The organism is Mesorhizobium sp. M8A.F.Ca.ET.057.01.1.1 (assembly GCF_003952565.1).
Classification (GTDB): Bacteria; Pseudomonadota; Alphaproteobacteria; order Rhizobiales; family Rhizobiaceae; genus Mesorhizobium.
On record NZ_CP034454.1, the window covers coordinates 5,666,128 to 5,680,104 of the forward strand.

General features: G+C 63.2%; 13 protein-coding genes and 1 pseudogene. 12 read left to right on the forward strand and 2 right to left on the reverse strand.

From position 1 onward, the window contains the following. Positions 1-84: 84 nt before the first annotated feature. Positions 85-1,335 carry a sensor domain-containing diguanylate cyclase gene (locus EJ077_RS26945; protein ID WP_208697636.1) on the reverse strand — a complete coding sequence of 417 codons (1,251 nt, stop codon included), beginning with the start codon at positions 1,333-1,335 and terminating at the stop codon, positions 85-87. Positions 1,336-1,506: 171 nt separating this feature from the next. Between EJ077_RS26945 and EJ077_RS26950 the strand changes: the two genes are divergently transcribed. From EJ077_RS26950 to EJ077_RS27005, 12 genes and pseudogenes are all read left to right on the forward strand, one after another. Beyond that, complete coding sequence (locus EJ077_RS26950) at positions 1,507-2,406, forward strand: LysR family transcriptional regulator (RefSeq protein ID WP_127276421.1); 900 nt, start codon at positions 1,507-1,509, stop codon at positions 2,404-2,406. A 135-nt stretch (positions 2,407-2,541) separates the two neighbouring features. After that, on the forward strand, positions 2,542-3,021 hold the full coding sequence (locus EJ077_RS26955; protein ID WP_127276423.1) for a formate dehydrogenase subunit gamma: 480 nt from the start codon (positions 2,542-2,544) through the stop codon (positions 3,019-3,021). Beyond that, positions 3,018-4,574 carry a formate dehydrogenase beta subunit gene (locus tag EJ077_RS26960; RefSeq protein ID WP_208697638.1) on the forward strand — a complete coding sequence of 519 codons (1,557 nt, stop codon included), beginning with the start codon at positions 3,018-3,020 and terminating at the stop codon, positions 4,572-4,574. Before EJ077_RS26955 ends, EJ077_RS26960 begins: the two co-directional genes overlap by 4 nt. A 4-nt stretch (positions 4,575-4,578) precedes the next feature. Beyond that, positions 4,579-4,830 (forward strand): hypothetical protein, encoded by a 252-nt coding sequence (locus tag EJ077_RS26965; RefSeq protein ID WP_208697640.1) that lies wholly within the window; start codon positions 4,579-4,581, stop codon positions 4,828-4,830. Between the two features lie 10 nt (positions 4,831-4,840). Then, the gene (gene fdhF, locus EJ077_RS26970; RefSeq protein WP_208697642.1) at positions 4,841-7,753 is read left to right on the forward strand and encodes a formate dehydrogenase subunit alpha; all 2,913 of its coding nucleotides are present in this window, start codon (positions 4,841-4,843) and stop codon (positions 7,751-7,753) included. 83 nt (positions 7,754-7,836) lie between these two features. Next, positions 7,837-8,037: a hypothetical protein gene (locus EJ077_RS26975; protein ID WP_136092261.1), complete on the forward strand. Its 201-nt coding sequence runs from the start codon at positions 7,837-7,839 to the stop codon at positions 8,035-8,037. Then, positions 8,037-8,864: a formate dehydrogenase accessory sulfurtransferase FdhD gene (fdhD, locus tag EJ077_RS26980; protein ID WP_208697646.1), complete on the forward strand. Its 828-nt coding sequence runs from the start codon at positions 8,037-8,039 to the stop codon at positions 8,862-8,864. The genes EJ077_RS26975 and fdhD overlap by 1 nt, the downstream gene beginning before the upstream one ends. Then, positions 8,854-9,164: pseudogene (locus EJ077_RS26985) on the forward strand (formate dehydrogenase subunit delta). Before fdhD ends, EJ077_RS26985 begins: the two are co-directional and overlap by 11 nt. 111 nt (positions 9,165-9,275) lie before the next feature. Beyond that, positions 9,276-10,829 (forward strand): alpha/beta fold hydrolase, encoded by a 1,554-nt coding sequence (locus EJ077_RS26990; RefSeq protein ID WP_208697648.1) that lies wholly within the window; start codon positions 9,276-9,278, stop codon positions 10,827-10,829. Positions 10,830-10,938: 109 nt separating this feature from the next. Further along, entirely contained in the window at positions 10,939-11,418 is a 480-nt protein-coding gene (locus tag EJ077_RS26995) for a carboxymuconolactone decarboxylase family protein (protein WP_208697649.1), read from the forward strand. 83 nt (positions 11,419-11,501) lie between these two features. Then, a complete protein-coding gene (locus EJ077_RS27000) occupies positions 11,502-11,864 on the forward strand; it encodes a nuclear transport factor 2 family protein (protein WP_208697650.1) in 363 nt (120 codons plus the stop codon). Between the two features lie 41 nt (positions 11,865-11,905). Next, positions 11,906-12,220 (forward strand): hypothetical protein, encoded by a 315-nt coding sequence (locus EJ077_RS27005; RefSeq protein ID WP_208697651.1) that lies wholly within the window; start codon positions 11,906-11,908, stop codon positions 12,218-12,220. A gap of 259 nt (positions 12,221-12,479) precedes the next feature. On the opposite strand, the gene EJ077_RS27010 is transcribed toward EJ077_RS27005, so the two are convergent. Then, positions 12,480-13,907, reverse strand: a complete 1,428-nt coding sequence (locus EJ077_RS27010) for a gamma-aminobutyraldehyde dehydrogenase (protein WP_208697652.1) — start codon at positions 13,905-13,907, stop codon at positions 12,480-12,482. Between the last annotated feature and the right edge of the window lie 70 nt (positions 13,908-13,977).

The following is a 13,977-nucleotide window of genomic DNA, read 5'->3' on the forward strand; positions in this document are numbered from 1 at the left end:
GATCCCATCCACATAACGCCGCATGGCGCGACAGGAAACAGTAAGCCGGCTCAAATGTGTGGATGACCCCTCGACCGGGCCAAATCAGTCGAAGGCGAGTTCCAAACGCCGCTCGGCCTGGGAGACGACCCGGCATTTCGTTTCGAACCGATCCGCCTTGATGGCCAGCACAAACTGGCCGGGAATGCCGGCAATGTTCGAAACGTCGATGGTGGCGCCATCCTCGCCGAGGCTGCGAACCGTGCAGTCGATGGTCGACATGCGGGCGTTGAAGACGATCAGGCCGGCCTTCAGCACCCTGCGCCGCGGCAGCGGCCGGTCGTTTCGGGGGACGTTCCAGACCGTGGTCCGGTTGCGGCCCGCGCGCTTGGAGCCATACATGGCCTCGTCGGCGTGTTCCATCAGCTCCTGTAGGCTGCTCGCCGTTGGATCGAGCGAGGCGACGCCGAAACTGGCGCTGACCTGTATTTCATGTGTGCCATGTGCAAACCGCATCGACGCGATGGCGCCGCGCAGCCGCTCGGCGGTCTCAAGCACGCCGTTGCGGCCAGCGTAGAGAAGCACCGCGAATTCCTCGCCGCCAATGCGTCCGAAGATGTCGACATCGCGCAAGGTGGCGCCGCATTGCCCGGCGATGCCGGCCAGAACCTTGTCGCCGGCGGCATGCCCGAACGTATCGTTGACTGATTTGAAATGATCGATATCAAAGACGATGCAAGAGAAGTCGAAGCGCTGTCGCCGCGCAAGCGCGAATGCCCGGCCCGCCTGATCGGCGAACGCCCGCCGCGACAGAACGCCGGTCAGCGCGTCGCTGGACGCGTGCCGGCGTAGTTCCAGCTCGTCCATGGCGAGATCGGCAAAATCCTGAAGGATCGCGATCTCGCGGGGGCCAAATTCCTTCGGCGTGTAGCCGATGGCGCAGACGCTGCCGATGTTATGGCCGTCACTGGTGCGCAAGGCGACGCCCGCGTAGAAGCGGATGTGAGGATCGCTCCTGACCAAGGGATTGTCGGCGAAACGTGGGCCCTTCGTTGCGTCGGTGACGATCAGGGGCTCTTCCTGCAGGATCGTGTACTGGCAGAACGTGTCGTTGCGCGCGACTTCAGTCGCGGTCAGGCCTTCGCACGCCTTGTACCATTGGCGGTGCCCGTCGATGACTGAGACGATGGCGATCGGGACATCGAAGACGGTCTTGATCAATCGGGTGATGCGGTCGAACGATGCCTCGCGCGGCGTGTCGAGAATATCGAAACGCTCAAGGGCCTCAAGTCGCCCGGCCTCGCGCAGGTCGGCCGCGGAAGCCACTTGCATTTCCGGCTGATGCTTCAGCAGCATGCGAACCACTCTATATCAGGCACCCCGCCTCGATACCCGCACCGGCCATCATGCCAAGCCAAATATTATCAATTGGTTATCGCTTGCTGTCGCTATTGATCGCCGCATGCGCGATGATCCGTCAGCGGCTCTCAAGCGCGATTTTGCGAAGCGTCGCAAAGAGGCTCCGGCATGATCGACAAACTCGAATTCTTCATCGCGCTGGCCAGGGAAGAGCATTTCGGCCGGGCCGCGGAAGTGTGCGGCGTCACCCAGCCGACGCTGTCGGCCGGCATCAAGCAACTGGAAGGCCAGCTCGGCGTCATGCTCGTCCTGCGCGGCTCGCGCTTTCAGGGCCTGACGCCGGAGGGCAAGCAGGTGCTGGTGTGGGCGCGCCGCATCGTCGGCGACTCCAGGACCATGCGCGAGGAAATGCGGGCGGCGCGCCACGGTCTCTCCGGCCGCATTCGTATTGCCGCCATCCCGACAGCATTGGCCATGGTGGCCAGATTGACGACGCCCTTTCGAGACAAGCACCCGGGTGTCACCTTTTCGGTGCTGTCGCGAACCTCGATCGAAGTGCTTTCGCTGCTCGGCAATTTCGATGTCGATGCCGGCATCACCTATCTCGACAACGAACCGCTGGGACGGGTTACCAGCGTGCCGCTCTATGACGAGCGCTACCAATTGATCACCGCAATCGGCAATCCCTACTCCGACCGCGACAAAGTGACATGGGCCGAGATCAGCCAGCTGCCGCTTTGCCTGTTGACGCCGGACATGCAGAACCGCCGCATCATCGACCAGCACCTGGCCGAAGCCGGCGTGCAGGTGCGGCCGACGCTGGAATCGAATTCGATGATCGTGCTGTTCTCGCACATCCGGACCGGCAAATGGTCATCGATCATGCCGCTCAACCTTGCGGAAACATTCGGTTTTTCCGAACCGATCCGGGCCATTCCGATCGTCGAGCCCGATGCCAGCCACACGGTGGGGCTGGTCGCCGCGCCGCGCGAGCCGCATACGCCGTTGGTGCAGGCGCTGCTGGACGAGGCGATGGCGCTGGCAGACGATTTCCGCGCGCACCGCTAGGATAGACAATGCTGACTGAAGCCCCATCGATAGAAATTTTCTATCGAGCAACGAAACGGCTTTATTGATTTCGCGGGTTTCCTCTGATTTTGTAAAGACTTAGCGCTAAAAGCTATCGACCAGGGAGGGCGCTGCATGACGATGCAGCCTGCAAGTACCGAGATCGCGTCACGCACTGCGGCGATTATCCAGGAGTTGAAGGACCTTGAAGGTCCGCTGCTGCCGATCCTCCACGGCATCCAGGAAGAGTTCGGCCACGTACCGCACGACGCCGTGCCCGTGATCGCCGATGGGCTGAACCTATCCAGGGCCGAGGTGCATGGTGTCGTCACCTTCTATCACGACTTCCGCGCCCGCCCGGCCGGCCGGCACGTGCTCAAGCTCTGCCAGGCGGAAGCCTGCCAGTCGATGGGCTCGGACGCCGTCGCCGCCAGGATCAAGCAGTTGCTCGGTATCGATTTCCACGAGACCACGCGTGACGGATCGGTTACGCTCGAGCCGGTCTATTGTCTCGGGCTGTGCGCCTGTTCGCCGTCGGCGATGCTGGACGGCGAGGTGATCGGACGGCTCGATGACGAAAAGATCGACGAGATCGTAGCCGAGGTGCGCTCATGACTCCCCGCATCTACATTCCCGGCGATTCCGGCGCGCTGGCGCTGGGCGCGGAAAAGGTCGCCAAGGCGATCGCAAACGAGCTTGCCGAACGCGGCATCGAGGCCAAGATCGTGCGCAACGGCTCGCGTGGCGCCTATTTCCTCGAACCGATGGTCGAAGTGGCGACAGCCAATGGCCGTGTCGCCTACGGGCCGGTGAAGCCGTCGGACGTGAAAAGCCTGTTCGACAGCGGCTTCCTCAAGGGCGGGCACCACAAGCGCTGGCTCGGCGCGCCCGACAAAATCCCGTTCCTCGCCAAGCAGACCAGGCTGACCTTCGCGCGCTGCGGCATCAACGACCCGCTGTCGCTCGATGCCTACAAATCGCTCGGCGGATTGAAAGGCCTGCAGAATGCAGTGGCCGTGGCGCCCGCCGACATCGTCAGCCAAGTGACCGACTCCGGACTGCGCGGCCGTGGCGGCGCCGGCTTCCCGACCGGTATCAAGTGGAAGACGGTGCTCGATACGACATCGGAACGCAAATACATCGTCTGTAACGCCGATGAGGGCGACAGCGCCACCTTCGCCGACCGCATGATCATGGAGGGCGACCCCTTCGTGCTCATCGAAGGCATGACCATCGCCGGCATTGCCACCGGCGCGACCAAGGGTTTTGTCTACATCCGCTCGGAATATCCGCATGCGGTGGCAACAATGAACAAGGCCGTCGAGATTGCCCGCAAGCACGGCGTGCTCGGCGTCAATGTGCTGGGTTCGCCCAATGCCTTCGACATGGAAATCCGCGTCGGGGCCGGCGCCTATGTCTGCGGCGAGGAAACCTCGCTCCTGAACAGCCTGGAAGGCAAGCGCGGCGTGGTGCGCGCCAAGCCGCCGCTGCCCGCGATCCAAGGCTTGTTCGGCAAGCCGACGGTGATCAACAACGTCATCTCGCTGGCTTCCGTACCTATCATCATGGACAAGGGCGCCGCTTTCTACAAGGATTTCGGCATGGGCCGCTCGCGCGGCACGATCCCGATCCAGATCGCCGGCAACGTCAAGCAAGGCGGCCTGTTCGAAACCGCTTTCGGCCTGACGCTGGGCGAGATCGTCGACGATATCGGCGGCGGCACGTCCACCGGACGTCCCGTGAAGGCGGTGCAGGTCGGCGGCCCGCTCGGTGCCTACTTCCCGCGCGCATTGTTCGACACGCCGTTCGACTACGAAGAATTCGCCAAGCGCGATGGACTGATCGGCCACGCCGGTATCACGATTTTCGACGATACCGCCGACATGCTGAAGCAGGCACGCTTCGCCATGGAATTCTGCGCCATCGAAAGCTGCGGCAAGTGCACGCCTTGCCGCATCGGCTCGACGCGAGGCGTGGAGACCATCGACAGGCTCGCCGCCGGCATCGAGCCGGAGAAGAACCTCGCTCTGGTCACCGACCTCTGCAACACGATGAAGTTCGGTTCGCTCTGCGCGCTGGGCGGCTTCACGCCCTACCCGGTGATGAGCTCGATCACGCATTTCCCCGAGGATTTCAAGCCCGCGCCAGTTGCCGAGGCAGCGGAGTAGGCCGATGGCCCTTGAATATCAGACACGTCAATTTGAGGTCATGCTGTGTAGCGATAACGAGCCAGACAGCATGTATCTGGAGGTGACGGAAATCGTCGAAGAAAAGTCAAGGATCGTTCTCGAAATCCGGTATTTTGAAAGTGACGGGTCAATCACTTTTACGGCTTTCGAAAAAGATTTACCTTTTGAACTAATCGAGCATTTTGGCCTGTCAGCGAGAGAGTCGCTGACGCCCGTCGCCGAGACAGTAGAATAGGAACTGGCAGATGAACATCAAGGCCGACTTCCCGACGCTCATCGAAGAACTCGATTACGGAACGCCGCAATCGAAGGCTGAGAAGCAGGTCACGCTGACCGTCGATGGCCGCAGCATCAGCGTGCCGGAAGGCACGTCGATCATGCGCGCGGCGATGGAAGGCGGGGTCGAAATCCCGAAACTCTGCGCCACCGACATGCTGGACTCCTTCGGTTCCTGCCGCGTCTGCCTCGTCGAGATCGAAGGGCGCGGCGGCACGCCGGCCTCCTGCACGACGCCGGTCGGCGAAGGCATGGTGGTGCGCACGCAGTCGGACAGGCTCGACGCCATCCGCCGCGGCGTCATGGAACTCTACGTCTCCGACCATCCTACGGGCTGGAACGAGAAGGCCGGAACCGGCGCCAGCGAGTTCGATGTGGTGGCGAAGTCCGTCGGCCTGACCGAAAACCGCTACGGCGTCGAGGGCCGCAATCACGTCAAGGAAGAAAATGGCGTCGCGCCGGGCCATGGCTCGCTCGCGGTCGACTATATCGCCCGCGACGAATCCAACCCTTATTTCACCTATGATCCGGCGCAATGCATCGTCTGCTCGCGCTGTGTGCGCGCCTGCGAAGAGGTGCAAGGCACTTTCGCGCTGACCATCGAGGGCCGCGGCTTCGAATCGCGCATGGTCGCCGGCATGCACGAGGACTTCATCGCCTCCGAATGCGTATCCTGCGGCGCCTGCGTGCAGGCCTGCCCGACCGATGCGCTGCGCGAGAAGACCGTGCTCGAAAAGGGCCTGCCGGAGCGCTCCGCCGTCACCACCTGCGCCTATTGCGGCGTCGGCTGCTCGTTCAAGGCCGAAGTGAAGGGCGACGAAGTCATCCGCATGATGCCCTACAAGGAGGGCATGGCCAATCACGGCCATTCCTGCGTCAAGGGCCGCTTCGCCTATGGCTACGCCACCCACAAGGACCGCATTCTGTCGCCTATGATCCGCGAAAGGGTCAGCGATCCCTGGCGCGAAGTGAGCTGGGAAGAGGCGATCGCCCATACGGCCAAGGAATTCCGCCGCATCCAGTACCAGTACGGCCGCACCGCGATCGGCGGCATCACCTCTTCGCGCTGCACCAATGAAGAGACCTATCTCGTCCAGAAACTGGTACGGCAAGGCTTCCGCAACAACAATGTCGACACCTGCGCGCGCGTCTGCCATTCGCCGACCGGCTACGGCCTTGGCCAGACCTACGGCACCTCGGCCGGCACGCAGGATTTCGATTCCGTCGAATTCACCGACGTCGCCGTCATCATCGGCGCCAATCCGGCGTCCGCGCATCCGGTGTTCGCCTCGCGGCTGAAGAAGCGGCTGCGCCAAGGCGCCAAGCTCATCGTGCTCGATCCGCGCCGCACCGAGATGGTCAAGTCGGCGCATGTCGAAGCCGACTACCATTTGCCGCTGAAGCCCGGCACCAATGTCGCCGTGCTGACGTCGCTGGCGCATGTCATCGTCACCGAGGGCCTTTTCGACGAAGCCTTCATCCGCGAGCGCTGCGACTGGGCCGAATTCCAGGACTGGGCATCCTTCGTCGCCCTGCCGGAAAACAGCCCCGAAACCGTCGGCAAGCTGTCCGGCGTCGATCCCGAGCTGATCCGCGGGGCCGCGCGCCTCTACGCCAAGGGCGGCAATGGCGCGATCTATTACGGCCTCGGCGTCACCGAGCACAGCCAGGGCTCGACCACGGTGATGGCCATCGCCAACCTTGCAATGGCCACCGGCAATATCGGCCGCCCAGGCGTCGGCGTGAACCCGCTGCGCGGCCAGAACAACGTGCAGGGCTCGTGCGACATGGGCTCGTTCCCACATGAGCTGCCGGGCTACCGGCACATTTCGGGCGACGCGGTGCGCGACATCTATGAGAGCCTGTGGGGCGTGAAGCTGGACGACGAACCCGGCCTGCGCATCCCCAACATGCTGGATGCCGCCGTCGACGGCTCCTTCAAGGGCATCTACATCCAGGGCGAGGACATCCTGCAGTCCGATCCCGACACCAAGCATGTCGCCGCCGGCCTTGCCGCCATGGAATGCGTGGTCGTGCACGACCTCTTCCTCAACGAGACGGCGAACTACGCGCACGTCTTCCTGCCCGGCTCGACCTTCCTCGAGAAAGACGGCACCTTCACCAATGCCGAGCGCCGCATCAACATGGTGCGCAAAGTGCTGGAGCCGAAGGCGCGCTTTGCCGACTGGGAGGCGACACAGGAGCTTGCCCGCGCCATCGGTCTCGACTGGAACTATACGCATCCGGCCGAAATCATGGACGAGATCGCCAAGACGACGCCAAGCTTCGCCAATGTCTCCTTCGATCTGCTCGACCGCGTCGGCTCCGTGCAATGGCCCTGCAATGACAAGGCGCCGCTCGGCACGCCGATCATGCATGTCGACGGCTTCGTGCGCGGCAAGGGCAAGTTCATCCGCACCGAGTATGTGGCGACGGACGAAAGGACCGGACCGCGCTTCCCGCTGCTGCTGACCACCGGCCGTATCCTCAGCCAGTACAATGTCGGCGCGCAGACGCGGCGCACCGACAACGTCATGTGGCACTCGGAAGACCGGCTGGAGATCCATCCGCACGATGCCGAGAACCGCGGCCTGCGCGATGGCGACTGGGTTCGGCTGACCAGCCGCTCGGGCGAGACGACGCTGCGCGCGCTGATCACCGACCGGGTGTCGCCGGGCGTGGTCTACACCACCTTCCACCATCCCGACACGCAGGCCAACGTCATCACCACCGACTTCTCCGACTGGGCGACCAACTGCCCGGAGTACAAGGTGACGGCGGTGCAGGTCGGCGCCTCCAACGGCCCGTCGGAATGGCAGCGCGACTATAACGAGCAAGCCGAGAACAGCCGCCGCATCGCGCCGCTGCAGGCGGCGGAGTAGTCTTGGCTCAGTCGCCCACGTGGAACTGAAGGTGACCCCGATCATTGGAGAGGCGAAGGGTGACTAGGAAGGAAGCCTACGAAATGCTCCTTCGCCTTTGTGAGAAGCAAGGCGCTGATCTGGATCGCTTTCTTAGCGATATTCAGGGACATGCTGCGAAAGAGGATTTCGAAAAGCTTCGTGGCATTGTCGGCAAGATAATGGGCAATGGGCACTATGAGGCATTTGAAGCCATTGCGCATGATGTTCCCGAACTGACACCCGTTTGGATGAAGCGAACCTGATGCGTCCCCGCCCGCCTCTCAGCCAAGTTTCCCGCTTGGCGCACCGCGCCAGCGGTACGACGGCGGCCAACCGCATGGTGCCGGAGGAGACGCCGGTGGCGTTCTCCTTCGCCGGCACCACGCATGCGGTGATGATGGCAAGCCCGGCAGACTTCGAGGATTTCGCACTCGGTTTCTCGCTGACCGAAGGCATCATTGCTTCCCCTGAAGAGATCGAAGCGATCGAAATCGAGGATCATGGCGCCGGCATCGACATCCAGATCCGGCTGAAGGACCTCGCCAATACGCGCTTCGAGGCCCGCCGCCGCAGGCTTGCCGGGCCGGTCGGCTGCGGGCTCTGCGGCATTGAATCCATTGAGGAAGCAATGCGCTCAGTCGATGCGGTCGGTGCGTCGAAACTTACGCTTGAGGCCGAAGACATCACCCGTTCGGTCAAGCTGTTGTCGAAGGTGCAGCCCCTGCATACCGAGACGGGGGCTGTGCACGCCGCCGGTTTCTACGTGCCCGGCAAGGGCGTCGTCATGGCGCGCGAGGATGTCGGTCGCCACAATGCGCTGGACAAGCTGGCGGGCGCGCTGGCCAAGGCCAATATCGACGGCGCGTCGGGCGCTGTCGTGGTGACCAGCCGTGTTTCGGTCGAGATGGTGCAGAAGACGGCGGCGATCGGTTCCGCCTTCATCATCGCCGTTTCCGCTCCCACCGCACTTGCCATCCGCACGGCCCAGGAAGCCGGCATGACGCTGGTGGCATTGGTGCGCGGCGACGATTTCGATGTTTTTACCCACCCTGACAGGGTGATCTCCGGAGTTGCCCAGCATGTCGCATGACGAAGACCACATCATGAGCACCAAAGAAAACTGGTGCGCATGGCCAACCAGATCGCCGCCTTTTTCCACTCCAGGCCACGCGAGGAAGGCATTGCCGGCGTCGCCGAGCACATCAACAAGTTCTGGGAGCCGAGGATGCGGCGCCAGTTCTTCGAGATGCTGGACAGCGGCGGCGAGGGTTTCGACGAACTGGTTGTGGTCGCTTCGGCCAGGATCAAGCGGCCGATCACCCCGGCAGAGGCCGATCTCAAGCTCGGCCTCAAGGCTTTCCCGGCCGACGTAGCAGCCTCGCAAAAATAGCCGCCGGGCCGCGCCGCTTATATTCCGCGTCGCTAAAGTTTAGACTGCCGCACCCGGCGCGGCTCTGCTATGGTTGGCGATCAGAAATCGTCAGGCCGGGCGGACAACCTCGTGAGGCCGATCGAGACCCGATACGCCCTTAGCGGCGAGGTGCGGATCGCCTACCAGGTGGTCGGCCAGGGCTCGCTTGATCTCGTCTTTGTCCCGGGCTTCATTTCCAATCTCGACCTGCATTGGGAAGACGAGGGTTATACCAGACTCTTGCGGCGGCTTTCGGCCTTCTCACGGCTCATCCTGTTCGACAAGCGCGGTACGGGTCTCTCGGACCGCGTGGATGTCCATCACCTGCCCAGCCTCGAGACCCGCATGGATGATGTGCGCGCGGTGATGGACGCGGTCGGCAGCGGCCGTGCCGCACTGCTCGGCGCTTCCGAGGGAGCGCCGCTGGCGATGCTGTTCGCCGCCACCTATCCGGAGCGGACGCGGGCACTGACGCTCTATGGCGGCTATGCGCATTTCCACAAATGGGTGATGCCGCCGGAACGCCTCAACGCCTTCATCGTTACGACCGAGACTGCCTGGGGCACCGGTGCCACCTTGCCGAATTTCGCACCGGGCCGGGTCGACGACGCGCATTTTACCCAGTGGTGGGCCCGTTTCGAGCGGCTGTCGGCGAGCCCGACGGCAGCGGCGGCACTGGCGCGAATGAACGCGGAAATCGACGTACGTGGCGTGCTGGCGGCGATCAGCGCGCCGACGCTGCTGATCCATCGCCGCAACGATGCGCGGGTCGATCCAGACGCCAGCCGCTTCCTGGCCAGGAAAATCCCGAATGCGCGGCTGGTTGAGATTCCAGGGCGCGACCATCCGATCTGGACCGGCGATGTCGACCGGGTGGCCGACCTGATCGAAGAATTCCTGACCGGCGAGCGCGCCGTGGCGGAAGCCGAACGCGTCCTGGCGGCGCTTCTGGTGACACGCATCTACGACACGGCACGGCTTGGCGACAGGATGTGGAGCGAACGCAGCGAGCATTTCCACGAAACATGGCGGACACTTGTGGCGCGCCATGGCGGGCGCTGCGCGGACATGCACGGCGAAATGATGATTTCGCGCTTCGACGGCCCGGGGCGTGCCTTACGCTGCGCGGCGGCGTTACGCGACGCGGCGCAGCAAATCGGGGTGGCGAGCGCGCAAGGGGCGCATGTCGGCGAGATCGAGTTGCGCGGGCCCCCGGCAGGATTGACGGGTCGCGTGACGATACAACTCGCCGCTCACGCAGGGCGCGGCGAGATATTGGCGTCGAAGCTGGTCGCCGATCTGGCAGTCGGCTCGGGACTTCATTTCGTCGACCGCGGGCGTGTCGACATCGACGAGTTGGAGGAGCCGCTGGCGCTCGTGCTTGCGATGTCCGAACAGCACCTGGAGCCGGCCTGCCGGCCCAAGACCAGGGCGACCGAGCCGGCTTGCCTGACCACACGCGAGAGCGAAGTCGTGAATTTGATCGCCGATGGCAAGAGCAATGCGGCGATCGCCGCTGAACTCAGGCTGAGCGAGCACACGGTCAAGCGCCACGTCGCCAACATACTGCTCAAGCTCGACCTGCCATCGCGGGCGGCGGCGGCGGCATTTTCCGTCAGGACCGCTGGCCCGGACGGGCCATGAGTGCCATGGCGCTTTCGGGCGAAGCGGCCAGGCGGATGTAAGCGCTATCAATCTCCCCCATGCAGGCCACGCGGATATCACCCGGAAGGCGCTGCGAACGGAGGATGAAATGCCCAAGTCAAGATTGAATGCCAGGTCACTTGTGATCGCGGCAGGCATTGGCGCGCTGTTCACGATCACTCCGGCGAGAGCCGAGGATGCATCGGCGACCGCCGCCTACAAGGACATCCAGGCGACGCTCGGCTCGGTGCCGGATATGTTCAAGACACTGCCCGACGTCGCCATCGCCGGCGCCTGGGCCGAGATCAAGGGCGTCCAGCTCAACCCCAAGACCGCGCTCGACGGCAAGACCAAGGAGCTGATGGGGCTCGCGGTCGCGTCGCAGATCCCGTGCCAGTATTGCATCTATTTCCACACCGAAGCCGCCAAGCTCAACGGCGCCAGCGACGAGGAGATCAAGGAGACGATCGCGATGGCGGCAATCGTTCGCCATTGGTCGACGATCCTCAACGGCAACCAGGTCGATCTCACGACCTTCAAAAAGCAGACCGACGACGTGTTCGCGGCCGTAAAGGCCAAGTCGCAGTGAAGACCCCGGCCCGGCGATGTGCGCCGGGCCGCACCTCAAAGCATCGACCGCCCGATTGTGAAGATGGGCATATGGAGGATAAAATGCTGACCAAGACCCAAACAGTGGATGGCCCGGCGATCAAAAAGGCGATCGAAGGCCGTGATGGAAAGACGCTGTCGAGCTTCTATGCCGACGATGCGCTGGTGCGGGTGATCGACCGCAACAACCCGCCGAGCAAGCCACGCGAAATCCGCGGGCGAGCGGCGATCACGACGTTCTGGGACGATATCTGCAGCCGGGCGATGACCCACAAGGTCGACACCACCATCGCCAACGGCGACAGCCTCGCCTTCACCCAGGCCTGCGCCTATCCGGACGGCACGAAAGTGTTCGCCGCGGCGATGCTGGAGCTGAAGAACGGGCAGATCGCACGGCAGACCGTCGTGCAGGCCTGGGACGAGTAGATCAACCGCGGGCTCAACCGCAATCTCGGAGGAGAACCAACATGTTCAGCGCCAGATGGCAGATCGACGCCAAGTTCGGACACAAGCAGACCGTGCTCGAACTGCTCAGGAAATGGGAACGCGAGATCGGTTCGCAGGTCGGCCTCGCCGACCTCAAATTCCAGATCATGACCGGATCGATCGGCGCCCGTGAAGCGACGGTCGAGTCGCATCACCAAGTCGAAAGCCTGGCACAGTTGGAGGCGATGTTTGCCAAGATCGGCAAGATCGACGCGCACGCCAAATGGGGTAAGGAGATGGAGCCCTATGTCGTGTCAGGCACCAGCCTGTGGAACATCTATCGCATCGTGGAGTAGCAAACGCGGCCGCACCTCCCCCTGTGGGAGAGGTCGGATTGCCCCGATGTGTCCTTCACAAATCGGTTGGCAATCCGGGTGAGGGGTAGGTAGGCGCCAAGCTGGAACACCCCTCATCCGTCTTGTCATCCGTCTTGCCGCTTCGCGACAAGCCACCTTCTCCCACAAGGGGAAGTGACCACCTCCCGGCCCTTCGCTCCGGGCGTTCATCGCTCGAAAACCCATTTAGGGGCTTTTCGTCCGCTGCGCGGACCGCTCCTCACCCATGCGCCACCATCACATGGCGCACGGCGGTGTAGTCCTCCAGCGCGTAGAGTGACATGTCCTTGCCGTAGCCGGACTGTTTCAGGCCACCATGCGGCATCTCGTTGGTCAGCATGAAGTGGGTGTTGATCCAGGTGCAGCCATATTGCAGGCGTGCCGCTGTCGCCATGGCGCGTGAAACGTCCTTCGTCCATACCGATGACGCAAGGCCGTAGTCGCTGTCATTGGCCCAGTTCACCGCCTCGTCGACATCCGTGAAACGAGTGACCGAGACGACCGGGCCGAACACTTCTCGGCGCACGATCTCGTCTTCCTGTAGTGCCCCGGCAACGACCGTCGGCTGGTAGTAGAAGCCGGTGCCCTCGCCCGGCTTGCCGCCGGTGGTGATCTCGATGTGTTTCAGTTCCGAAGCGCGCTCGACGAAACTCGATACGCGGTCGCGCTGGCGGCGCGAGATCAGCGGCCCGATCTCGTTCTCGGTGTCGTCTGATAGATTGTACTTGATGGTCGAGACGGCGGAAGAAAGATCGGCGACAAGCTTGTCGTAGATTTTTTTGCCGGCATAGATGCGGCAGGCCGCTGTGCAGTCCTGGCCGGCATTGTAGTAGCCGAAGGCGCGCAGGCCGTTGACGACGGCGCCAAGGTCGGCGTCGTCGAAGACGATGACCGGTGCCTTGCCGCCAAGTTCCAGATGCGTGCGCTTGACCGATTTGGCCGCGGCCTGCAGCACCTTCTTGCCGGTGGCGACGTCGCCGGTGATCGAGATCATATTGACCTTGGGATGGTTGATCAGCGTGTTGCCGACGCTGTCGCCCCGGCCAAGCACGACGTTGACGACGCCCTCGGGAAGCACGTCGGCCAGAATCCTGGCCAGCTTCAACGTCGTCAGCGGTGTCTGTTCCGACGGCTTGAAGACGACGGTGTTGCCGCCGGCAATCGCCGGCGCCAGCTTCCAGGCCATCATCATCAGCGGATAGTTCCAAGGCGCGATCGAAGCGACGATGCCGATCGCGTCGCGCCGCACCATCGAGGTGTGGCCGGGCAGATATTCGCCCGCGACCACGCCCGGCATGGAGCGCACCGCGCCGGCGAAGAAGCGGTAGCAGTCGACGATGGCCGGGATTTCGTCATTGAGCACGGCATTGATCGGCTTGCCGCAGTTCAGCGCCTCGAGCGTGGCGAACTCCCTGGCCTCGGCTTCGATGCGGTCGGCGATTTTGAGCAGGTAGCCGGAGCGTTGCGCCGGCGTGGTGCGCGACCACGAGACGAACGCTTGTTCGGCGGCCGCCACGGCGGCCTCGATCTGTGCCTGGCTGGCTTCCGGCAGGTTGAGAATGGTCGCCCCGGTCTTCGGATTGAGGATCGGCTCCTCGGTCTCGGTGCCCTTTTCGAATTTTGAGCCGATCAGCATCTGGGTGTCCATCAGATTTCTCCCTTGGAAGGAGCGAATGGGGGGTAGCGAATAGCAAGTAGGGTTTGGCTGTCGATTTTTT